The organism is Streptomyces sp. DvalAA-43 (genome assembly GCF_900091725.1).
In the GTDB taxonomy this organism is placed as follows: domain Bacteria; phylum Actinomycetota; class Actinomycetes; order Streptomycetales; family Streptomycetaceae; genus Streptomyces; species Streptomyces pulveraceus.
On the sequence record NZ_FMBW01000071.1, the window covers coordinates 232,097 to 252,980 of the forward strand.

17 protein-coding genes and 1 pseudogene are annotated in these 20,884 nt (G+C 70.2%); 5 read left to right on the plus strand and 13 right to left on the minus strand.

The genetic code is table 11. The features are described 5' to 3' along the window. Positions 1 to 28: 28 nt before the first annotated feature. From GA0115234_RS29270 to GA0115234_RS29285, 4 genes are all read right to left on the minus strand, one after another. Complete coding sequence (locus GA0115234_RS29270; RefSeq protein ID WP_202554257.1) at positions 29 to 1,090, minus strand: hypothetical protein; 1,062 nt, start codon at positions 1,088 to 1,090, stop codon at positions 29 to 31. A 145-nt stretch (positions 1,091 to 1,235) separates the two neighbouring features. Beyond that, positions 1,236 to 2,834, minus strand: a complete 1,599-nt coding sequence (locus GA0115234_RS29275) for a polyamine aminopropyltransferase (protein WP_093547696.1) — start codon at positions 2,832 to 2,834, stop codon at positions 1,236 to 1,238. 84 nt (positions 2,835 to 2,918) lie between these two features. Further along, positions 2,919 to 3,443, minus strand: a complete 525-nt coding sequence (locus GA0115234_RS29280) for a DUF2617 family protein (protein ID WP_093547698.1) — start codon at positions 3,441 to 3,443, stop codon at positions 2,919 to 2,921. 298 nt (positions 3,444 to 3,741) lie between these two features. After that, the gene (locus tag GA0115234_RS29285) at positions 3,742 to 4,041 is read right to left on the minus strand and encodes a hypothetical protein (protein WP_176729304.1); all 300 of its coding nucleotides are present in this window, start codon (positions 4,039 to 4,041) and stop codon (positions 3,742 to 3,744) included. A gap of 128 nt (positions 4,042 to 4,169) precedes the next feature. Between GA0115234_RS29285 and GA0115234_RS29290 the strand changes: the two genes are divergently transcribed. After that, the gene (locus GA0115234_RS29290) at positions 4,170 to 5,348 is read left to right on the plus strand and encodes a pyridoxal phosphate-dependent aminotransferase (protein WP_093547702.1); all 1,179 of its coding nucleotides are present in this window, start codon (positions 4,170 to 4,172) and stop codon (positions 5,346 to 5,348) included. Between the two features lie 71 nt (positions 5,349 to 5,419). Here GA0115234_RS29290 and GA0115234_RS29295 read toward each other — a convergent pair whose 3' ends face one another. From GA0115234_RS29295 to clpB, 3 genes and pseudogenes are all read right to left on the minus strand, one after another. Beyond that, on the minus strand, positions 5,420 to 5,980 hold the full coding sequence (locus tag GA0115234_RS29295; protein WP_093547704.1) for a YbjN domain-containing protein: 561 nt from the start codon (positions 5,978 to 5,980) through the stop codon (positions 5,420 to 5,422). Positions 5,981 to 6,051: 71 nt separating this feature from the next. Beyond that, complete coding sequence (locus tag GA0115234_RS29300) at positions 6,052 to 7,317, minus strand: MFS transporter (RefSeq protein ID WP_107405823.1); 1,266 nt, start codon at positions 7,315 to 7,317, stop codon at positions 6,052 to 6,054. A gap of 472 nt (positions 7,318 to 7,789) precedes the next feature. After that, positions 7,790 to 10,372 (minus strand): annotated as a pseudogene (clpB, locus tag GA0115234_RS29305) (ATP-dependent chaperone ClpB); the annotation flags it as partial. A 325-nt stretch (positions 10,373 to 10,697) separates the two neighbouring features. On the opposite strand from clpB, the gene GA0115234_RS29310 reads away from it, so the two are divergent. Beyond that, positions 10,698 to 11,102, plus strand: coding sequence for a pyridoxamine 5'-phosphate oxidase family protein (locus GA0115234_RS29310; RefSeq protein ID WP_093547708.1), 405 nt, complete (start codon positions 10,698 to 10,700; stop codon positions 11,100 to 11,102). A gap of 131 nt (positions 11,103 to 11,233) precedes the next feature. Here the strand turns inward: GA0115234_RS29310 and GA0115234_RS29315 are convergent, their stop codons facing one another. Together GA0115234_RS29315 and GA0115234_RS29320 are read right to left on the minus strand one after the other, a co-directional pair. Then, entirely contained in the window at positions 11,234 to 11,554 is a 321-nt protein-coding gene (locus GA0115234_RS29315; RefSeq protein ID WP_072487853.1) for a (2Fe-2S)-binding protein, read from the minus strand. Further along, positions 11,551 to 11,904, minus strand: a complete 354-nt coding sequence (locus GA0115234_RS29320; RefSeq protein WP_141718499.1) for a hypothetical protein — start codon at positions 11,902 to 11,904, stop codon at positions 11,551 to 11,553. Before GA0115234_RS29320 ends, GA0115234_RS29315 begins: the two co-directional genes overlap by 4 nt. 128 nt (positions 11,905 to 12,032) lie before the next feature. Here GA0115234_RS29320 and GA0115234_RS29325 point away from each other — a divergent pair, with 128 nt between their 5' ends. After that, positions 12,033 to 13,019 carry a helix-turn-helix transcriptional regulator gene (locus GA0115234_RS29325; RefSeq protein WP_370804596.1) on the plus strand — a complete coding sequence of 329 codons (987 nt, stop codon included), beginning with the start codon at positions 12,033 to 12,035 and terminating at the stop codon, positions 13,017 to 13,019. A 209-nt stretch (positions 13,020 to 13,228) separates the two neighbouring features. Here the strand turns inward: GA0115234_RS29325 and GA0115234_RS29330 are convergent, their stop codons facing one another. The 4 genes from GA0115234_RS29330 to dnaK all read right to left on the minus strand — a co-directional run bounded on the left by GA0115234_RS29330 (position 13,229) and on the right by dnaK (position 17,452). Continuing rightward, positions 13,229 to 13,675, minus strand: a complete 447-nt coding sequence (locus GA0115234_RS29330; protein ID WP_072487850.1) for a heat shock protein transcriptional repressor HspR — start codon at positions 13,673 to 13,675, stop codon at positions 13,229 to 13,231. Position 13,676: 1 nt separating this feature from the next. Further along, positions 13,677 to 14,861, minus strand: coding sequence for a molecular chaperone DnaJ (gene dnaJ, locus GA0115234_RS29335; RefSeq protein ID WP_093547714.1), 1,185 nt, complete (start codon positions 14,859 to 14,861; stop codon positions 13,677 to 13,679). Between the two features lie 93 nt (positions 14,862 to 14,954). Continuing rightward, a complete protein-coding gene (gene grpE, locus GA0115234_RS29340) occupies positions 14,955 to 15,605 on the minus strand; it encodes a nucleotide exchange factor GrpE (RefSeq protein WP_093547716.1) in 651 nt (216 codons plus the stop codon). Then, positions 15,602 to 17,452 carry a molecular chaperone DnaK gene (dnaK, locus tag GA0115234_RS29345; RefSeq protein WP_093547718.1) on the minus strand — a complete coding sequence of 617 codons (1,851 nt, stop codon included), beginning with the start codon at positions 17,450 to 17,452 and terminating at the stop codon, positions 15,602 to 15,604. The genes grpE and dnaK overlap by 4 nt, the downstream gene beginning before the upstream one ends. A 341-nt stretch (positions 17,453 to 17,793) precedes the next feature. Between dnaK and GA0115234_RS29350 the strand changes: the two genes are divergently transcribed. Together GA0115234_RS29350 and GA0115234_RS29355 are read left to right on the plus strand one after the other, a co-directional pair. Continuing rightward, positions 17,794 to 18,489, plus strand: coding sequence for a sugar transferase (locus tag GA0115234_RS29350; RefSeq protein ID WP_237541833.1), 696 nt, complete (start codon positions 17,794 to 17,796; stop codon positions 18,487 to 18,489). Positions 18,490 to 18,587: 98 nt separating this feature from the next. Continuing rightward, positions 18,588 to 20,846, plus strand: a complete 2,259-nt coding sequence (locus GA0115234_RS29355) for a (Fe-S)-binding protein (protein WP_093547722.1) — start codon at positions 18,588 to 18,590, stop codon at positions 20,844 to 20,846. Positions 20,847 to 20,884: the final 38 nt, after the last annotated feature.

Here is a 20,884-nt window from a genome sequence, read left to right on the forward strand (position 1 = left end):
GCGACCGCCAGGGATCACGGGACAGCCCTCAGCGCCGCCGCCGCAGTGCCCGGGTCACCACCACCGCGGACGCCAGCGCGAGCGCGGCGGCCGGGGCGACCCAGCGAAGCGTGGCGCCCGCAGTGGTCGAATCGGGTGACGGAACGGGCGCGTACCGGCCGCGCGGCGGCGCGTGGTCGACCTCCTCGGCGCTGCGGCCGATCATGGTCCGCCTGGCGTGCGCGGCCTCCGCCGGGGGGCCGTCGGGCACGGTGAACTCCACCTCGGCGACCGGGTCGAGCGACGGCGGGGGCACGGGCGCGTCGAATACGGAGCCGGTACCCGGCGGATTCCCGGACTCTTCCTGCTCGCCCGCCTCTCCCGGCTCTCCCTGCTCGCCCGTGGAGGGCTCCTCGGGCCTCGCCGCGGAGGGCGCCTCGTCCGCCGCGGCGTCATGGGTGGGCGGGGTGTCGTCGGCAGCGGTGGCCGCGCCGGTCGTGTCGGCCTCCTCGGCCGCCTCCTCGATGGCCTGCTCCACGGCTTCCCCGACGGACCGCTCGGTCTCGCCGAGCACCGCACCGGCCCCTTCACCGGCCGCCCCGCCGCTCTCCCCGTCGATCCCGCCACCGGCCTCCTCGCCGGGCTCCTCACCGCCCGCCAGCGTCTCCGTCACCAGTTGCTGGGCGAAGCGGTCCAGCAGCCGGTGGGCCGCCGCGAGCGCCGCCGCCGCGTCCAGCTCCAGGAACCGGCCGTCACCGCTCGCCGTGCCCGCGAACCCGATCACCGTCCCGCCGTCCCGCTCGGTCAGGCCGATCGTCAGGCTCAGCTTCGCCGAGCCGCTGCCCCGGGCCTCGGCGCCCTCGCCGCTCACCAGGACCGCTTCCCCGCGCGCGCCCTCCGGCCCGTCCTGCGGGGCGCCGGTGAGTCTCAGCGCGCCGCGGTACGTGATCGTGTGGCCGTCGACCCGGATCCTGAGCCGGCCGGACAGCGGGCCCGCGGACGCGTCGGCGTCCTGCTGAAGCCCCGGCACACAGCGCGCGACACGGGCGGGGTCACCCAGCGTCCGCCTCAGGGACGGGACCGGAACCGGAACGAACACCTCATGCTCCATGGAAACCGAGCCTACTCAGCCCCGGCCGTCACGTCAGCGGTTCCGCTCCGCGAAGCCACCGGGCACACCCGGACCACAACACCCGGCTCCCCGCGCCGGAGGCCCCTCCCCGCGCCCAGCCCCGCGCCGGAGGGCCCGCCCCCGCTCAGCGGTCCTCCCAGTACCGCGGATGCACCAGCGTCGAGGGCGGCAGCCCCCGCAGCCGGGTCCGCTCCGTCTCCCGCCCGGCGTCCACCAGGGCGGCCCGCGTCATCGACCGCAGCGGCGGCGCCTTCGCGGCGAGGCCGAGCGGCGGCCGCTTCCCCGGACCGGCGAGGACGAAGCCCCAGCCGTGCGCGGTGTGCGCCTGGTGCGTGGCCCGGTCGGGACCGGCCGCGGAATCGGAGAGCCGGCCGCTCATCCGGTAGGGGCGGGTCCGCAGCCCCGCCGCCCGCATCGACGCCTCGACCGTCCAGAACGTACGCGGCCGGGACAGCGGCGGGCCCCCGTGCACCACCAGCCGGCCGCCGGGCGCGAGCGACTCGGCGACCAGGCCGTAGAACTCCGCCGAGTAGAGCTTGGTGCTGGTGGAGATCCCCGGATCGGGCAGATCGGAGATCACCACGTCGTAGCGGCCGTGGGCGGCCCGCAGCCAGTTGAAGGCGTCCGCGGTGACGGCCGTCAGCCGCGGGTCCCGGTACGCGTGGCCGTTCAGCTCCGAGAGCGCCCGGTCGGTACGGGCCAACCGGGTGACGCCCCCGTCCAGCTCGACCACGGTGACCCCGCGTACGTCCGGATAGCGCAGCACCTCCCGGGCGGCGAGGCCGTCACCGCCGCCCAGGATCAGGACATGGGCGTGCGGCCCGTTCATCGCCGGGTGCACCAGCGCCTCGTGGTAGCGGTACTCATCGCGCGCGCTGACCCGCAGCCGCCCGTCCAGATACAGGTCCAGGGAGCTGCGGCCCGCCCCCGTGAGCACCACCTCCTGGACCTCGGTCTGCACCGCGACCCGCACCCCGTCCCCGTACACCGCGCGCCGCGCCGCCCGCTCGAAGTCGTCGACCAGCGCACCGGCGACGGCCAGCACGGCGATCACCGTCACGTTGCACAGGATCAGCAGGCAGCGGGAGCGCGGGGTGAGATCCCGCCGGAACACGCACAGCACCAGCGCCCCGCCCGCCGCCGCGTTGACCGCGCCGGTGAACAGCGCCCCGGAGAGCTGCCCGAGCATTGGCAGCAGCAGGAACGGGAACGCCAGCCCGCCGACCAGCGCGCCCACGTAATCGGCGGCGAAGAGATCCGCGACGGCACCGCCCGCGTCCTGCCGGTCGACGCGCTGGATCAAGGTCATCAGCAGCGGGATCTCCGCACCGATCAGGATGCCGATCGTGAGCGAGAACCCGACCAGGGCGTACCGCGACTCCCCGATCCAGGCGAACGTCGCGTACAGCACCAGCGCCGAGGAACCGCCGACGAGCGCCAGCGCCGCCTCGATCAGTCCGAACCCCACTGCGGCACGGCTGCGTAAACGTTTCGCGAGAAGCGACCCGACCCCCATCGCGAACACCATCACGGAGAGCACGACCGATGCCTGGGTGACGGAATCACCGATCAAGTAGGAGGCGAGCGCCACCAGTTCGAGCTCGTACACCAGACCGCAGGCGGCACAGACGAAGACCGCGGCCAGCACGAGATACCGGCCGGTCCTCGGCCGTACGGGAAGACACGCCGCGCCCCCTCGCAGCAATACCTGCTGGTCGATCATGGTGCGAACGCTACGTCACGACAGCGTGGCAGCCTGTCACCCACAAGGGTGTAAGTGGCGTGCTCACAACGGAGTTGGGGCTTCTCAGAGCGCTGCCGCCGCCGGCATCCGCACTCCCACCCGGGTGCGCGTCACCACCAACTGCCCCTCCTGCGGGTACGCGTGCCAGGTGCGCCACCGCACCTGGCCCTCGGTCCGCTGGGCGAGCATGGCGGTGAAGGCGTGCGGGCTGCCCGGGAACGTCCCGGCCAGTCCGTGGGGATGGTCGGCCACCAGCGCGAGGAGTTCCTGCGCGCGCCCCGCGAACGAGCCCTCCGAGAGCGTCTCGACGCGCGCCGCGAATTCGTACTCCCACTCCCCGAGCCGCTTGGAGACACCGAGTGGAAGCGGCGTGCTGCTGCCGGGGATGCAGGCGACGGTTTCGGAGCAGGTGCCGCGCTCCTCTTCGAGGAGCACCTGGTGGGAGGCGCCGAGCAGGCGCAGCTGCAGCCTGGCACCCGCGAGATCGAGGTCGAGCACGGCCAGGGCGGGGAGCGGTTCACGCCCCAGCGCCCAGGCCAGGTCGGCAGCGCGGGTGTCGGAATAAGCCGTCTGGAGGGTCGTGAGCATGGGTCGGCTCCGCAAGCAAGCATGGACACATGGACAGGGGACGCCCCCCGACGTCGTGCACGTGGGAGGTGGGTAGCGCCCGATCAGGTCCAACTGGGGTCCGAGGGCTGGATGTTCTCTCCACCGAGGGAACCACGAATAAGTCGCATCCACAGCGTTTTTACCCAACTTGCCGTGGTTTCCATCCCCTCGGGGGCCTCTCTGATCATCTGTTCAACTACAACGCGCAAAAAGCCCCAACAAAAAGGTGCCCGGCGGGAGTTCACCCGCCGGGCACCACCGGAACCAGCCGTCCCGGTCAGCTTCCCCCGCCGCATCCGCCACCGCCGCCGCACGAGGAACCACCGCCGCACGAGGAGTGGCCACCCCCGCACGAATGGCCTCCGGAGTGGCCGCCGGAGTGCCCGCCGCTTCCGCAGGACGAGCCGCCGCCGTCACCGCCGCCCGCCCACCAGCCGCCCCCCGCGGCGTCGCCCCCGGTGGTCCCCCGCCCCACCCGGCGCCTGCCCGCCTTCGACCTGCTCGCGGACTTCACCCGGACCGAGACGAGCAGCGCGACCAGAACGACCGCGATCGCCACACCTATGAAGACCTTCACCGACCTCACGTCCTTCCATCCCCCGAAGCGAGGCCCCCCGCTTCCTTGCGCTTCCTGCGTGTGTGGGGGATGCCCCCGCCCCCGAACGGCCAAAGCAGACTTGAGCAACTCCAGAGCTTCCGCGCAGGATGGCAGCCATGACACAGGGACGACCGCTGCTCAACCGCCGCCTCGCCGAGTTCGGCACGACGATCTTCGCGGAGATGTCGGCGCTTGCCGTACGGACCGGCTCCATCAACCTCGGCCAGGGCTTCCCCGACACCGACGGCCCCGAAGAGATCCGGGAAGCCGCCGTCCGGGCCCTGCGCGACGGGCACGGCAACCAGTACCCGCCGGGCCCCGGCATCCCCGAACTGCGCACCGCGATCGCCGACCACCAGCGGCGCTTCCGCGGCCTGGCCTTCGACCCCGACACGGAGGTCCTGGTCACCGCCGGAGCCACCGAGGCCATCGCCGCCGCGATGCTCGCCCTGCTGGAGCCGGGCGACGAGGTCATCGCCTTCGAGCCCTATTACGACTCCTACGCCGCCTGCATCGCCATGGCGGGCGGCGTCCGCGTCCCGCTGACCCTCCGCGCCCCGGACTTCCGCCCGGACCTGGACGCCCTCCGGGACGCGGTCACGCCCCGTACCCGGCTGCTGCTGCTGAACAGCCCGCACAACCCGACGGGCATGGTCCTCACCCGCGAGGAACTGTCCACGATCGCCGCACTCGCGGTGGAGCACGACCTCCTGGTGGTCACCGACGAGGTCTACGAGCACCTGGTCTTCGAGGGCGAACACATCCCCCTGGCCTCCCTGCCCGGCATGCGCGACCGCACGGTCTCCATCTCGTCCGCCGGCAAGACCTTCTCGTACACCGGCTGGAAGGTCGGCTGGGTCACCGCGGCCGCCCCGCTCGTCGCCGCCGTCCGGACCGCCAAGCAGTACCTGACCTACGTCAGCGCGGGCCCGTTCCAGTACGCGATCGCCGAAGCGCTGCGCCTCCCGGACAGCTACTTCGACAGCCTCCGCACCGACCTCCGCCGCAAGCGCGACCTGCTGGGCGACGGCCTGCGCGCGGCCGGGTTCGAGGTCCACCAGCCGCAGGGCACGTACTTCATCACCACCGACATCACCTCCTTCGGCGAGAAGGACGCCTACGCCTTCTGCCGCGCGCTCCCCGAACGCTGCGGCGTCGTCGCCATCCCCAACTCCGTCTTCTACGACGACCCCGACGCCGGCCGCAGCCAGGTCCGCTTCACCTTCTGCAAGCGCGACGACGTCCTCCACGACGCGGTCGGCCGTCTGCGGCGTCTGGCGCCCTGAACCGACGCCGCCCCGGGGCGGCGGTCGCGAGGACCGTCGCCCCGGGGCGGGCGTTCACCGGCGTACGGGACTCAGGCCTCCGAAGGGGCCGGGTCCTCGCCGTCCGTCTTCTCCTCGGCCGGGGCCAGGCCCAGACGCTCCTGGAGCCACTTGTCGAACTCGATCGAGGCGCGCACCCAGCTGACCGTCGACGAGACGAAGTGCTCCAGGCTGACGCCCGTACCGATGAGCATCTGCGCCTCGCCGATGAGGCGCACCGAGACCTCGGTGTCCTCGGAGCCCTCCTCGGGCTCGTGGGTGTGCGTGTAGACCTTGGGCCACAGGGTGCGGCGGTTCCAGTCGTCGATCGCGTCGAGGAGGACCGGGCGCTGGTCCGCGGCGTGCGGGCGGTCGTAGAACGTACGGACCGAGAAGACCTGCTGCTCGTCCTCGCCCCGGAACATGAAGTACGTCCGGAACTCCTCCCACGGCGCCGCGAGGTCGCCCTCGTCGTCGAGGACGTACTTCAGCTCCATCTGGTCGAGAAGCTGCTTGACCAGATCCTGGTCAGGGACAACGGGGCCCTCGGGTCCTGCCGCCTGCGGTTCGGGCTGGCCCCCGAAATTCGGAATCGAGGACGGATCGATAGACATCGCTGGGTACTCCTGTGGATCGCACGTGGTTTCCTGCCGACGACCCTAGCCGCGTTTCGCCGCCAGGGGGTCTACGCCCTCCGGGGAATCATCTGCGCATCGGCTCCCCGGGCCCGTCCCCAGGCGACGGCGGCGAAGATCGCGCACAGCACGCCGAGGAGTCCGGACGCCCCGATGGTGTTCGCCGACGAGCCGGACAGCTCCGTCGCCACACCGCCCAGGGCGACACCGGCCCCCTGCATGGCGGTCACCCCCGACCTGGCGAGCCCCAGCGCCTGGCCGCGCCGGTCGACCGGGGTCAGGAGCACGAAGGTGGCCCCGGCGGTGATCTGGTAGGCCGAGCACACTCCGGCCACCAGCAGCAGGAACATGGCCGCGCCCACGCTGGGGTCGAGCCAGTAGGCGAGCAGCGGCAGATTCGCCCCGATCGCCAGCGGCCCGAGCAGGCGGCGCCGCGACTCGTCACCGACCTTGGCCCGCCCCAGCACGGCCGCTCCCAGCACCATTCCCGCCGGATGCGAGGCGAGCAGGAGTCCCACCGAGTAGGCGCCGCCGCCGGCCTCGTCCGCGAACGGGGCCGCGAGCCCTTCCGGCAGGACGACGAACCCGGCGAGCCAGCCCAGCGCGAGCAGCGACCGGAGCCTGCGGTCCGACCAGATCAGCGCGGCCGCGCCCCCGACCTGGGCGCCGAGCCGCGGCTTGCGGGCGTCGGCGGTAGCCGAGGGACGGGCCTTCACGCCGAACCTGATCAGGGTCGCCGAGAGCAGGAAGGTCAGCGCGTTCACGCCCAGGGAGAGGTTGCTTCCCAGCCACGCGGCCAGCAGACCTCCGCCGGCGAAACCGACCAGCTGTCCGGTCTGGTGGGTGATCTGCATGACCCGCTGGCCGCGTTCGTACCGCTGTGCGCCGAGCACCGTGGGCAGCAGCGCGCCCTGGGCGGCGCCGAAGGGCGCCTCGGCCAGCTGCGCCAGCACCAGCAGTCCGGCGAGCAGCGGCAGGGGCATCCCGGGCAGGGCCATCAGCCCGACCAGCACCATCCGCACCAGGTCGCAGCTGATCATGACCGTACGCCGGGGGAAACGATCCGCCAGCCCGGACAGGAGCACCCCGGACAGCAGAGCGGGCAGGGTGGTCAGCGCATAGGTCGCCGCGGTCCATCCCGGCGAGTCGGTGCGTTCGAACACGAGCAACGACAAGGCCACGCGCGCCAGTTGGTCGCCCAGGACCGACTGGGCATAGGCAGTCCAAAGGGTACGGAATTCGCCGAGGTGAAAGAGATTGTCGGATCCGGTCTTCTCGGACCCAGGATTCATCTCATCGCCTATCCGCTCGTTCATGCGGGCACGCTACCCACTGCCGAATTCGGCCCCCAAACCTGCTCGCGAGCGGGCCGCGACCGACGCCGTGAGGTGTCCTGATTATTTGCACACCCCTGGGCGGACGCCGCCCGTACCCGGGTGGAAGTCCCTTGTCAGAGGCGGGTGATGCGGCCCGTGGCGAAAGCGGTCCCGGGGGTGCCGCCCCTCGGTGCCGAGCGAGGCGTTTGGCGCGATTTCGATGTTGAACAGTGGATCACCGGTGGCGGCGAATGTTTTCCCTTTCTCCCGAAATCACTGGAATGCCTCGCCGTCCCTGTGGCGCCTCTCCGTCCCCGCAGTGCCTCGCGCCTCGCAACGACGTCGGTCCCCGGCCGGAGGGCCGGGGACCGACGTGGAGCAGGCGATGTGCCGTCTACAAGGACTCGTCCGAGGTCCCGTCCGAGGTCCCGTCCGAAGTCCCTTCCGAGGCTTCGGCCGACGTCGCGTCCGACGTCGCGGGGCCGACGAGCAGGCCGTCGCCGACCCGGTCGACCCGGACGGTGTCCCCGTCCTTGACCTCGCCCGCGAGGATCTCCTTCGCCAGCCGGTCGCCGATCGCCGTCTGGATGAGGCGGCGCAGCGGCCGCGCCCCGTAGGCCGGGTCGTTGCCCTCCTCGGCAAGCCAGGCCAGGGCGGCCGGGGTGACGTCGAGGGTGAGCTGCCGGTCCGCGAGCCGCCCCGCCAGCCGGTCGATCTGGAGCCCCGCGATATGGGCGAGCTCGTCGCCGGACAGCGCGGAGAAGACCACCAGGTCGTCGAGCCGGTTGAGGAATTCCGGCTTGAAGGAGGCCCGGACGACCTGCAGGACCTGCTGCTTCTTCTCCTCGGGCTTGGTCAGGGGGTCGACCAGGAACTGGCTGCCGAGGTTGGAGGTCAGGATCAGGATGGTGTTGCGGAAGTCCACCGTCCGGCCCTGTCCGTCGGTGAGCCGGCCGTCGTCGAGCACCTGGAGCAGGATGTCGAAGACCTCGGGGTGGGCCTTCTCGACCTCGTCCAGCAGCACGACGCTGTACGGGCGGCGGCGGACCGCCTCGGTGAGCTGGCCGCCCTCCTCGTAGCCGACGTATCCGGGCGGAGCGCCGACGAGCCGCGCCACGCTGTGCTTCTCGCCGTACTCGCTCATGTCGATGCGGACCATGGCCCGCTCGTCGTCGAACAGGAAGTCGGCCAGCGCCTTCGCCAGCTCGGTCTTGCCGACACCGGTCGGCCCGAGGAAGAGGAACGAGCCGGTGGGCCGGTCGGGGTCGGCGATCCCGGCGCGGGTACGGCGTACCGCGTCCGACACCGCCCGCACGGCCTCGCTCTGCCCGATGAGGCGCCTGCCGAGCTCGTCCTCCATGCGCAGCAGCTTCTGGGTCTCGCCCTCCAGCAGGCGTCCGGCGGGGATGCCGGTCCAGGAGCCGACGACATCGGCGATGTCGTCCGGGCCGACCTCCTCCTTGACCATCGTGTCCTTGGCCGCCTCCTGCTCGGCCTCGGACGCCTCGGCCAACTCCCGTTCCAGGCCGGGGATCTCCCCGTACAGCAGCTTGGAGGCGGTGTCGAAGTCGCCGTCGCGCTGGGCGCGTTCGGCCTGGCCGTGCAGCTCGTCGAGGCGCTCCTTCAGCTCACCGACGCGGTTGAGGCCCTGCTTCTCCTTCTCCCAGCGGGCGTTGAGGCCGCGCAGCTCCTCCTCCTTGTCCGCGAGGTCGCGGCGGAGCTTCTCCAGGCGCTGCCGGGAGCCGGGGTCGGTCTCGTTCTTGAGGGCCAGCTCCTCCATGTGGAGGCGGTCGACGGCCCGCTGGAGCTCGTCGATCTCGACCGGCGAGGAGTCGATCTCCATGCGCAGCCGGGAGGCCGCCTCGTCGACCAGGTCGATGGCCTTGTCGGGGAGGAAGCGGGAGGTGATGTAGCGGTCGGACAGGGTCGCGGCGGCCACCAGCGCGGAGTCCGCGATGGAGACCTTGTGGTGGGCCTCGTACCGGCCCTTGAGCCCGCGCAGGATCGCGATGGTGTCCTCGACGCTCGGCTCGGCCACCAGCACCTGCTGGAAGCGGCGCTCCAGGGCGGGGTCCTTCTCGATCCGCTCGCGGTACTCGTCGAGCGTCGTCGCGCCGACCATGCGGAGCTCGCCGCGGGCCAGCATCGGCTTGAGCATGTTGCCGGCGTCCATGGCGGAGTCGCCGCCGGCGCCCGCGCCCACGACGGTGTGCAGCTCGTCGATGAAGGTGATGATCTGCCCGTCGCTCTCCTTGATCTCGGAGAGGACGGTCTTCAGCCGCTCCTCGAACTCGCCGCGGTACTTGGCGCCCGCGACCATCGCGCCGAGGTCGAGCGAGACGAGCCGCTTGTTCTTCAGGGACTCGGGGACGTCGCCCTTGACGATGCGCTGGGCGAGGCCCTCGACGACGGCCGTCTTGCCGACGCCGGGCTCGCCGATGAGCACGGGGTTGTTCTTGGTGCGGCGGGACAGCACCTGGACGACGCGACGGATCTCCTGGTCGCGCCCGATGACCGGGTCGAGCTTGCCCTCGCGTGCGGCCGCGGTGAAGTCCGTACCGAACTTCTCCAGCGCCTTGTACTGGCCCTCCGGGTCGGGTGTGGTCACCCGTCGCCCTCCCCTGCTCTTCTCGAACGCGTCCAGCAGCTTCTTCGCACTGGCCCCCTGCCCACTGAGGATCTCACCGGCCCGGCCGCCCTCGGCGGCGATGCCGATCAGCAGGTGCTCGGTGGAGATGTAGTCGTCGCCGAGCTCCTTCGCGCGCTGCGCGGCGTCCGCGATGACGGCGAGCAGCTCGCGGTTGGGCTGCGGCGGGGCGACGGTGGAGCCCGTGACGCTGGGCTGGGCGGCGAGGAGCCGCTCGGTCCCGGTCCGTACGGCGATCTGGTCGGCCTCGACGGCGGCGAGCAGATCGGTGATGTTCTCGTTGTCCTCGCCCGCGAGCAGCGCAAGCAGCAGGTGCCCGGGGGTCAGATCGGCGTGCCCGTCCTTCACGGCCCTGTTGGTGGCCGCGTTGATGGCATCCCGGCTCTTGTTGGTCAGCTCGGCGTCCACGTGCGCTTTCTCCTCCTTGCGGTGACGTACCTCTCCACGAACCACAGCAGTGACTCAGTCAACGTGCGTAAAGTTGAGTCTACTCCACTCAAGGCAATGTTGAGTCCACTCCGCTCAACTTGATGTCGGCAGCTGTCCCCTCGCACCCCGACCCCGATTCCGCCGCTCGGCGTCGCTCCTCGACTCGCCCCGACTCGCTCCACAGCTTCGAGTGAACCGGCCGCACCGGCCCTCCGCCACCGCAGCACGGACCGACGCGCACGGACCACCGCAGCGCGGGCCACCGCGGAGCCGGTGCCGCGCCCGCACTGCCTACGCTGTCCCCATGGCAGTCGACGTGACGAACCCCGGCCCCGAGTACCTCGCCTTCTGGCGTGCGCGGCATGTGTGCACCCTGACCACGCCCCGCCCCGACGGCACTCCGCACGTGGTGCCGGTGGGCGTGACGTACGACCCCGAGAGCGGGCTGGCGCGGGTCATCACCGGCAAGAACACCCGGAAGGCCGCAAATGTGCTGGCAGCGGGCCCGGACGGTGCACGGGTCGCCGTCTGCCAGATCGACGGGCGCCGCTGGGCGACGCTGGAGGGGCGCGCGACGGTGCGCACGGACCCCGAATCGGTGGCCGACGCCGTACGCCGCTACGCGGAACGCTACGAGCGCACGCCGAGGCCCAACCCCGACCGGGTCGTCATCGAGATCGCCGTGGACCGGGCGCTCGGCAGGGCCTGACCGGCCCCGCGGACCGCGCCCGGCGGACGGCCGCCCGGCCGGGAAAAGCACAACGGCGCCATCGTGTTCAGGTCACGATGGCGCCGTTGTGTGGGGGAGTGACTGAGCGACATGGAACGACGGGGGATCGCTCAGGCACTGCGGGGGGTGGCGGAAATAGTCTCTGGCTCGAACAGCTGGTGGTCACGCCGGTCGAGGTTGACGAAGATCATGTCGTACCGGATCGCACAGCGGACGGGCTGCGGGGCTCCACGCGGCTTGCGGAGGCAACGGTAGGCACGTACTTCGTCGTCTTCTTCGCGTGCGACAACGATGGGGTCGCCGAACAGAGTGACCATCAACGAGTCGCCACAGTGGGGGATGGCAGTGACGAGATCGATGAAATGCCAGCCTGATCGGTAGGCCGTGGCCATCTCTCGCCGGAAGGTCCGGTCGTCCGGCGGGATGGTCATGCGCCTGTGCGGGCCGTGGTGGAGCTGGTACCGGCGGGCGAGACCCAGCCGATGTCGGACGACTTGGCGTGTGCGGCCGGCCAGCCGATGTCCAACGGCTTGGCAGATGCGACCGGCCACCCGATGTCACCATCGGCCCCGGCCTGGACGACCCACCCGATGTCGGACGACTTGGCAGGTGCGACCGGCCACCCGATGTCACCATCGGCCCCGGCCTGGACAACCCACCCGATGTCACCGCCGGCGACACCGTCCTCGCTCCAGCCAATGTCGCTGCCGCCCAGCAGCCCGATGCCCAGGGCCGCGACGAACGAGACGGCAAGCGCCGAGCGATGCATTCGCTTATACATAGTCGGCTTCGTCCTCACTTGTGGTTTCTTCTTCCCCGCACCTAAGACGATGTCTCACCTGGGCACGCGAGCACCACTGAGTAGATGCATCATGTTCCTGCATGTTCAGGAACCTGGGGGGTGACGATATGACCACAAGCAACACAAAGCCGACACATCCTCACGGGATCACCGAACTGTGCGACGCGGGAGGACGTCTTTACGCCAGCGCTTTGCGTCTGGGACGCATCGCCCGCGCCGAAGTGGAACCGGCGCCCTGTCTGATGGAGTTCGCGCTACTGCATCCCGATCCGGACGACCCGGACTGGCTCCGGCCCGTTCCGCCGACCACCGCTCTCGCGCAACATCTGCATCCCATAGAGCGCGAGATCCTGGAACGGCGCCGGCACTCGGTCGAACTGACGGAGTCGTTCGAGCCGTTCATGGACATCAGCACCCTGGGGCCGCCCAGCACCCACGCCATCACCGTGCTGGAAGGCGCGAACCGGATCAACGCGGCCCTCGACCTCGCCACCGCAGAGTGCCGCACCGAAGTGCTCACCGTCCAGCCCGGCGGCGGCCGGACCGAGCACCGTCTCAGCAAGTCGCTGGAACGCGGTCTGTCCGTGATCCACCGCGGCGTCAGCATGCGCACCCTCTACCAGCACACCGCGCGCCACAGCCCCAGCACACTCGCGTACGCGGAACGCATGACCGACGACAACGTGGAAATACGCACGCTCGAAGAGCTCATCGGCCGCCTGATCGTGTTCGACCGGACCGTCGCCTTCATCCCGGCCAGCGACGACGACCAGGTCGCCCTGGAACTCCGCAACCCCGGGCTCGTGCAGTACCTGGCCAACGTCTTCGAGCAGCTCTGGACCAGAGCGGCTCCCCTGCGCGAGGAGGTCAAGTACGAACCGACCTCCCTGGGCATCAGCGGCGTCCAGCGCTCCATCGCCCAGCTCCTCGTGGAAGGCCATGTGGACGACTCCATCGCCCGCCGCCTCGGCATGAACGTCCGCACCTGCCGGGCCCACGTCGCCAAACTCGCCGCCGCACTCGGCAGCAACAGCCGTGCCCAGCTCGGCTACTTGATCGCACGGTCGGGGATCCTGGACGAGGAACAGAACTGAGGGACCCGGCCGTTCGCGTACGCGTAGAACGGGGCCCACGGCAACCGCTCCCCGGCGCGCGGCGAAGAGTGCACGGCCGGAGCCCACGGCACCCCGGCACACGCCGAAGGGCCGGGAGACCGACTCGTACGTCGGCTTCCCGGCCCTTCGGCCGTGCGGGCGGGCGGTCCACCGGGCGCAGCCGCGCCCGGCCCGGTCGCCCGGTCCGCTCAGTCCTTCGGCCGCTTCGGCCGCCAGACCACCAGCGCGCTGGTCTGCTGCACGTCCTGGTACGGCACCAGATCGCGCCGGTACGAGGCGTGCACCTGGGCCTCGCGCTGCTGCATCGCCTGGGCCGCGCCGTCCACGGCCGCCGAGAGCTCGGCGACGCGCTGCTGGAGCGCGGCGACCTGGTTCTCCAGCTCGATGATGCGCTTGATGCCGGCGAGGTTGATGCCCTCGTCCTGCGACAGCTGCTGCACGGTGCGCAGCAGCTCGATGTCACGGGCCGAGTAGCGCCTGCCGCGCCCGGCCGTACGGTCCGGCGAGACCAGGCCGAGGCGGTCGTACTGGCGCAGCGTCTGCGGATGCAGGCCCGAGAGCTGGGCCGCGATCGAGATCACGTACACCGGGGATTCATCGGTCAGTTCGTACGGATTACGTCGTCGGCCGTCCACCTCAAGCTCCCTTCGCCGCCTGGAACAGTTCCGCCCGCGGGTCGTGGCCCGCGGTCGCCTTCCGGTAGGCCTCCAGCGCGTCCCTGGCCTCGGTGCCGAGGTCCCTGGGCACCGCCACCTCGACGGTGACCAGCAGGTCGCCCCGGGTGCCGTCCTTGCGTACGGCGCCCTTGCCGCGGGCGCGCATCGTGCGTCCGTTGGGGGTGCCCGCGGGGAGTTTCAGGGTGACCGGCGGGCCGCCGAGCGTGGGGACCTTCACCTCGCCGCCGAGCGCCGCCTCCGTGAAGTCGACGGGCACGGTGACCGTGAGGTTGTCGCCCTTGCGGCCGAAGACCGGGTGGGCGTCGACATGGACCACGACGTAGAGATCGCCGGCCGGTCCACCGCGCTCGCCCGGACCGCCCTTGCCGCGCAGCCGGATCCGCTGGCCGTCCGAGACGCCCGCCGGGATCCGGACCTGCATGGTCCGGGAGGACTTCGCCCGTCCGCTGCCCTTGCAGACGTCGCAGGGGTCCTGGGCGATGAGGCCCCGGCCCTTGCAGTCCACGCAGGGGTCGGTGAGCGAGAAGCCGCCGCCGGTGCCGCGCGAGACCTGGCCGGTGCCGAGACAGGTCGGGCAGACCCTGGGGGTGCCGTTCTTGTCACCGGTGCCGGAACACGCCTTGCAGGGCGCCTGGCTGGACATCCGCAGCGGGACCGTGGCCCCGTCGACCGCCTCGGTGAAGCTGAGCGTCACCTCGGACTCGATGTCCTGGCCGCGGCGCGGCTGCACCCGCGTCCCCGTACCGCCCCGGTTGAACAGGCCGCCGAAGACATCGCCCAGACCGCCGCCGCCGAAACCGCCGGCGCCGCCGCCCTGGCCCCCGCCCTGGGTGCCGCCGAAGAGGTCGCCCAGGTCGAAGTTGAAGTTGCCTCCCGCGCCGCCGGGTCCGGCCCTGAAGCCGCCGTTGCCGAAGAGGGCGCGTGCCTCGTCGTACTCCTTGCGCTTCTTGCTGTCACCGAGGACGTCGTTCGCCTCGGAGATCTCCTTGAAGCGCTCCTCGGCCTTGTCGTCGCCCTTGTTGGCGTCGGGGTGGAACTCGCGGGCGAGCTTCCGGTACGCCTTCTTGATCTCGGCGTCGGTGGCGTCCTTGGGGACGCCGAGGACCTTGTAGTAGTCCTTCTCGACGAAGTCCTTCGTGCTCATCGACGTCCCTCCTTCCGGACGATCGGCCATGCGACCGGCCCGTGGGCCGGTCGCATGGCCGGGCGGTGGGCCGCGAGGTGGTCAGACGGGATGTCAGACCTCCTCGGTGCCACCGCTCTCCTCGTCGTTTGCCTTCTCTTCCTGGGCTGCGGCCGGCGTCGCCCCCGGCTGCGGTTCGGCCACGGCCACCCGCGCGGGGCGGATGGTGCGCTCGCCGATCCGATACCCCGGCTGCAGGATCGCCACGCAGGTCGTCTCGGTGACGTCCGGCGCGTACGAGTGCATCAGGGCTTCGTGGATCGTCGGGTCGAAGGGCTCGCCCTCCTTGCCGAACTGCTGCAGGCCCAGCTTGGCGACGACCGTCTCAAGAGACTCGGCCACCGACTTGAACCCGCCCACGAGCTCGCCGTGATCCCGGGCGCGGCCGACGTCGTCGAGCACGGGCAGAAGCTCGGACAGGAGACCCGCGACAGCGATCTCCTTGACCGTGGCCCGGTCCCGCTCGACGCGGCGGCGGTAGTTCTGGTACTCGGCCTGGAGCCGCTGGAGGTCGCCCGTGCGCTCGTTGAGCGCGGTGCGGACCTGGTCCAGCTGCGCGGTCAGACCGACTGTCTGTACTCCGTCCCCGGCCGGGGGCGCCCCCTCCTCCGAAGAGGAGGCGGCGTCCTTCGGCTCAGCTCCGTCAGGGGTGGCGCCGGAGGGGACGTCGGGCTTCTCCTCGAAGCCCGGAGTCTCCTCGGTCACACCGCACCGCCCTTGGTGTCCTTCTCGTCGTCCACGATCTCGGCGTCGACGACATCGTCATCGGCCTTGGCCTGGGCGCCCGGCTGCGGGTCGCCCTGCGGGCCGCCGTCGGCCTGGGCGTTGGCGTACATCGCCTGGCCGAGCTTCTGCGAGACGGCCGCGACCTTCTCGGTGGCGGTACGGATCTCGGCGGTGTCCTCGCCCTTGAGCTTCTCCTTCAGCTCGGTGAGCGCGGTCTCCACCTCCGTCTTCACGTCACCGGGGACCTTGTCCTCGTTGTCCTTGAGGAACTTCTCCGTCTGGTAGACGAGCTGCTCGCCCTGGTTGCGCGACTCGGCGGCCTCGCGGCGGCGGTGGTCCTCCTCCGCGTACTGCTCGGCCTCCTCACGCATCCGGTTGACCTCGTCCTTCGGCAGCGAGGAGCCGCCGGTGACGGTCATCTTCTGCTCCTTGCCGGTGCCGAGGTCCTTGGCGGCGACGTGCATGATGCCGTTCGCGTCGATGTCGAACGCGACCTCGATCTGCGGGACGCCACGCGGGGCCGGCGGCAGGCCGGTCAGCTCGAACATGCCGAGCTTCTTGTTGTACGCCGCGATCTCGCGCTCGCCCTGGTAGACCTGGATCTGCACGGACGGCTGGTTGTCCTCGGCCGTCGTGAAGATCTCGGAGCGCTTGGTCGGGATCGTGGTGTTGCGCTCGATGAGCTTCGTCATGATGCCGCCCTTGGTCTCGATACCGAGGGACAGCGGGGTGACGTCGAGGAGCAGGACGTCCTTGACCTCGCCCTTGAGGACACCGGCCTGGAGCGAGGCGCCGATGGCGACGACCTCGTCCGGGTTCACACCCTTGTTGGCCTCCTGGCCACCGGTCAGCTCCTTGACGAGCTCGGCGACGGCCGGCATACGGGTGGAGCCACCGACGAGAACGACGTGGTCGATCTCGGAGAGCTGGATGCCCGCGTCCTTGATGACGTTGTGGAACGGGCTCTTGCAGCGGTCCAGGAGGTCGGCCGTGAGCTGCTGGAACTGCGAGCGCGTGAGCTTCTCGTCCAGGTGCAGCGGGCCCTCGGCGGACGCCGTGATGTAGGGCAGGTTGATCGTGGTCTCCGTCGAGGACGAGAGCTCGATCTTCGCCTTCTCCGCGGCCTCGCGCAGACGCTGGAGAGCCATCTTGTCCTTGGACAGGTCCACGCCGTGCCCGTTGGCGAACTGCTTCACCAGGTAGTCGACGACGCGCTGGTCCCAGTCGTCACCACCGAGGTGGTTGTCACCGTTGGTGGCCTTCACCTCGACGACGCCGTCACCGATCTCCAGGAGCGACACGTCGAAGGTGCCGCCACCGAGGTCGAAGACGAGGATCGTCTGGTCGTCCTTGTCGAGCCCGTACGCCAGCGCGGCGGCGGTCGGCTCGTTGACGATACGCAGGACGTTCAGGCCCGCGATCTCGCCGGCCTCCTTCGTCGCCTGACGCTCGGAGTCGTTGAAGTACGCGGGGACGGTGATGACCGCGTCGGTCACCTTCTCGCCCAGGTACGACTCGGCGTCGCGCTTCAGCTTCTGCAGGATGAAGGCGCTCATCTGCTGCGGGTTGAAGCTCTTGCCGTCCAGGTCGATCTTCCAGTCAGTGCCCATGTGGCGCTTGACCGAGCGGATGGTCCTGTCGACGTTGGTCACTGCCTGGCGCTTGGCGACCTCGCCGACCAGCACCTCGCCGTTCTTCGCGAAGGCGACGACGGACGGCGTGGTCCTGGCGCCCTCTGCGTTGGTGATGACGGTGGGCTCGCCGCCTTCGAGAACGCTGACGACGGAGTTAGTCGTGCCCAGGTCGATGCCGACCGCACGTGCCATTTCAGTTCCTCCAGCTTGACTACTTGAGTGGATCTGACTCAAGGATGCATGACGCCTGCCCCACTGTCAACAGACCTGAGTCGAGGAGACTCAACTATCGTGCACACCCCCGGCGCCGACTGCGGATCCCCGACCCTACGGCCGGCACGCGGCCCCGCCCATGCGGCACGCGCGAAGCGCACACGAACCGGGCAGCGGCCGATCGCACGCGACACTCCCCGTCCCCCCGGCGCCGCAGCCCCTCCCCATCATCGCCCCATGGGATCGTTCTGTCACAAAATGCCGTGAGTCACACAAAACCGGCACTCGAACCCCGCCGAGACCCCAGGCAGGTGCGAATGATGCGGACCCGGAGAACGCGGAACCGGAGAACAAGGACAGCGGAGGCGGAGAAGAAGGCAGGGACACGCACCCGGCCGAGCGGCTGGGAGCCGCCGTCCGCCAAGCGCGTACTGGATCTCGCCCTCGGCTCGGCCCTCCTGGCCCTGACCTCACCCCTGCTCGGCGCGGGCGCCCTCGCCCTGGCGGCACGCCGGCCCCCCGGCGGCGTACTGACCCGTTCGCCCCGGATCGGCCTGGACGGCCGCGTCTTCGTCCTGCGCTCACTGCGCACCCGGCGGCTGCGGCTGGATCTGCTCTCCCGGCTGCCGCACGTCGTACGGGGAGACCTCTCCCTGGTCGGCCCGGAACCCCTGGCGCCCGACGACGAGAGGAACGGGGCCGACCCCGCCGGAACGCCCGGCTCCCCCGCCGCGAGACACTGGCGGCAGGAACTGAAACCGGGCCTCACCGGCCTGGCCCAGGTCCGCTCCCGCTCCGGGATGCCGTGGGACGAGCCGGCCCTGCTGGACCAGCACTACGCCGAGCACCACGGGGTGGGACCGGACCTGGCCATCCTGGCGAGCGCCGTACACGCTGCGCTGCGCGGGGCGGCCCGCGGGCTCGCCCGGCGCGGCAAGGCACGCCTGAGCGACACAGATCACCGCCCGTCCGGCTACAGCACGGCGGAAGAAGTGGGTAGTGTCGGCACAGACTGATTAAGTTACTGCTTAGTAATCACTGATAATCGCCAGTACTCGTCTCATTGACGCTTGATCCGACCCTCCCCACCCTCGCAGGCCCGAGGAGCCCTCAAATGCAACTCGCCGCGATCATCGTGTCGCTGGTTCTGATCGTGGTCGGCGTGGCCCTGTTCGTCCGCGCCCTCCTGCAGATCTACAACTTCATGCGGCTCGGCCAGAACGTGCCCGCGGGCACCCGCACGGACGAGCCCGCACAGCGCACCGTCACCGTGGCCAGGGAATTCCTCGGTCACACCCGGATGAACCGCTGGGGCATCGTCGGTGTCGCGCACTGGTTCGTGGCGGTGGGCTTCTTCTCCCTGCTCCTGACGATCGTCAACGCCATCGGCCAGCTCTTCAAGGCCGACTGGCTCCTGCCGATCATCGGCGACTGGGCGCCGTACAACGTCTTCGTCGAGTTCATCGGCACGATGACCGTGCTCGGCATCCTGACCCTGATCGTGATCCGCCAGCTGGCCCATCCGCGCAAGCCGGGCCGCAAGTCCCGCTTCGCCGGGTCCAACTTCGGCCAGGCGTACTTCGTCGAGGCCGTCATCCTCATCGTCGGCGTCTGCATCTTCATGCTGCACGCCCTCGAAGGCGCCCAGCACCACGTCGACGGCTACGAGTCCTCCTTCTTCATCTCGTACCCGGTCGTCAACTGGCTGGAGGGCATGGACATCTCCACCCTCCAGAACCTCACCTACTTCTTCGCCGGCCTGAAGATCGCGACCTCCTTCATCTGGATGATCACGGTCGCGCTGAAGCAGGACATGGGTGTCGCCTGGCACCGCTTCCTGGCCTTCCCGAACATCTGGTTCAAGCGCAACGCCAAGGGCGAGACCTCGCTCGGCGAGCTGCTGCCGATGACCTCCGGCGGCAAGGAGATCGACTTCGAGGACCCGGGCGAGGACGACGTCTACGGCGTCTCGCAGATCGAGCACTTCTCCTGGAAGGGCCTGCTCGACTTCTCCACCTGCACCGAGTGCGGCCGCTGCCAGTCGCAGTGCCCCGCGTGGAACACCGGCAAGCCGCTCTCGCCCAAGCTCCTGATCATGTCCCTGCGCGACCACGCGCACGCCAAGGCCCCGTACCTGCTGGCCGGCGGCGGCAAGACCATGGAGGGCGAGGAGAAGGCGTCCGAGGAGCAGCTCAAGGACGTCCCCGCGGCCGCCCTCGCGGAGGCCGAGCGTCCGCTGATCGGCACGGTCGAGGAGAACGGCGTCATCGACCCGGACGTGCTCTGGTCCTGCACCACCTGCGGTGCGTGCGTGGAGCAGTGCCCGGTCGACATCGAGCACATCGACCACATCGTCGACATGCGCCGCTACCAGGTGATGATCGAGTCCGCGTTCCCGTCCGAGGCGGGCACGATGCTCAAGAACCTGGAGAAGAAGGGCAACCCCTGGGGGCTCGCCAAGAAGCAGCGCGTCGAGTGGACCAAGGAGGTCGACTTCGAGGTCCCGATCGTCGGCAAGGACGTCGAGGATCTGTCGGAGGTCGACTACCTCTACTGGGTCGGCTGCGCGGGAGCTCTCGAAGACCGCGCCAAGAAGACGACGAAGGCCTTCGCCGAACTCCTCCACATCGCGGGCGTCAAGTTCGCGATCATGGGCGGCGACGAGAAGTGCACCGGTGACTCGGCCCGCCGCCTGGGCAACGAGCCGCTGTTCCAGCAGCTCGGCCAGGAGAACGTCGCGATGCTGAACATGGCGTTCGGCGAGGACGACTCGACGAAGAAGGCGAAGGCGTCGAAGAAGATCGTCGCCACCTGCCCGCACTGCTTCAACACCATCGCCAACGAGTACCCGCAGCTCGGCGGCGAGTACGAGGTCATCCACCACACCCAGCTGCTCCAGCACCTCATCGACGAGGGCAAGCTGATCCCGGTGACCCCGGTCGAGGGCCTGATCACGTACCACGACCCGTGCTACCTGGGCCGCCACAACAAGATCTACACGCCGCCACGCGAGATCATGGACAAGGTCCCCGGCCTGCGCCAGCAGGAGATGCACCGCCACAAGGAACGCGGCTTCTGCTGCGGCGCCGGTGGTGCCCGGATGTGGATGGAGGAGCGGATCGGCAAGCGCATCAACAACGAGCGCGTCGACGAGGCCCTCTCCCTCAACCCGGACATCGTCTCCACCGCCTGCCCGTTCTGCCTGGTCATGCTGACCGACTCGGTCAACGGCAAGAAGAACGACGGCAAGGCGAAGGAGTCGATCCAGGTGGTCGACGTCTCCCAGCTGCTGCTGGACTCCGTGAAGGCCCCCGCCGACCCGGCCGGGGAAGCGGAGTCGGCGGACGAGCCGGAACCGGAGCCGGTGAAGTAAGCCGCTCAGCCGCCCGTCAGAAGCGGCCGGACCTGCCT

Coding starts and splice junctions, on each gene's coding strand:
- GA0115234_RS29270 (WP_202554257.1), bottom strand. CDS start 1,090: ATGGAGCATGAGGTGTTCGTTCCGGTTCCGGTCCCGTCCCTGAGGCGG.
- GA0115234_RS29275 (WP_093547696.1), bottom strand. CDS start 2,834: ATGATCGACCAGCAGGTATTGCTGCGAGGGGGCGCGGCGTGTCTTCCC.
- GA0115234_RS29280 (WP_093547698.1), bottom strand. CDS start 3,443: ATGCTCACGACCCTCCAGACGGCTTATTCCGACACCCGCGCTGCCGAC.
- GA0115234_RS29290 (WP_093547702.1), top strand. CDS start 4,170: ATGGCAGCCATGACACAGGGACGACCGCTGCTCAACCGCCGCCTCGCC.
- GA0115234_RS29295 (WP_093547704.1), bottom strand. CDS start 5,980: ATGTCTATCGATCCGTCCTCGATTCCGAATTTCGGGGGCCAGCCCGAA.
- GA0115234_RS29300 (WP_107405823.1), bottom strand. CDS start 7,317: ATGAACGAGCGGATAGGCGATGAGATGAATCCTGGGTCCGAGAAGACC.
- GA0115234_RS29310 (WP_093547708.1), top strand. CDS start 10,698: ATGGCAGTCGACGTGACGAACCCCGGCCCCGAGTACCTCGCCTTCTGG.
- GA0115234_RS29315 (WP_072487853.1), bottom strand. CDS start 11,554: ATGACCATCCCGCCGGACGACCGGACCTTCCGGCGAGAGATGGCCACG.
- GA0115234_RS29320 (WP_141718499.1), bottom strand. CDS start 11,904: ATGTATAAGCGAATGCATCGCTCGGCGCTTGCCGTCTCGTTCGTCGCG.
- GA0115234_RS29325 (WP_370804596.1), top strand. CDS start 12,033: ATGACCACAAGCAACACAAAGCCGACACATCCTCACGGGATCACCGAA.
- dnaJ (WP_093547714.1), bottom strand. CDS start 14,861: ATGAGCACGAAGGACTTCGTCGAGAAGGACTACTACAAGGTCCTCGGC.
- dnaK (WP_093547718.1), bottom strand. CDS start 17,452: ATGGCACGTGCGGTCGGCATCGACCTGGGCACGACTAACTCCGTCGTC.
- GA0115234_RS29350 (WP_237541833.1), top strand. CDS start 17,794: ATGCGGACCCGGAGAACGCGGAACCGGAGAACAAGGACAGCGGAGGCG.
- GA0115234_RS29355 (WP_093547722.1), top strand. CDS start 18,588: ATGCAACTCGCCGCGATCATCGTGTCGCTGGTTCTGATCGTGGTCGGC.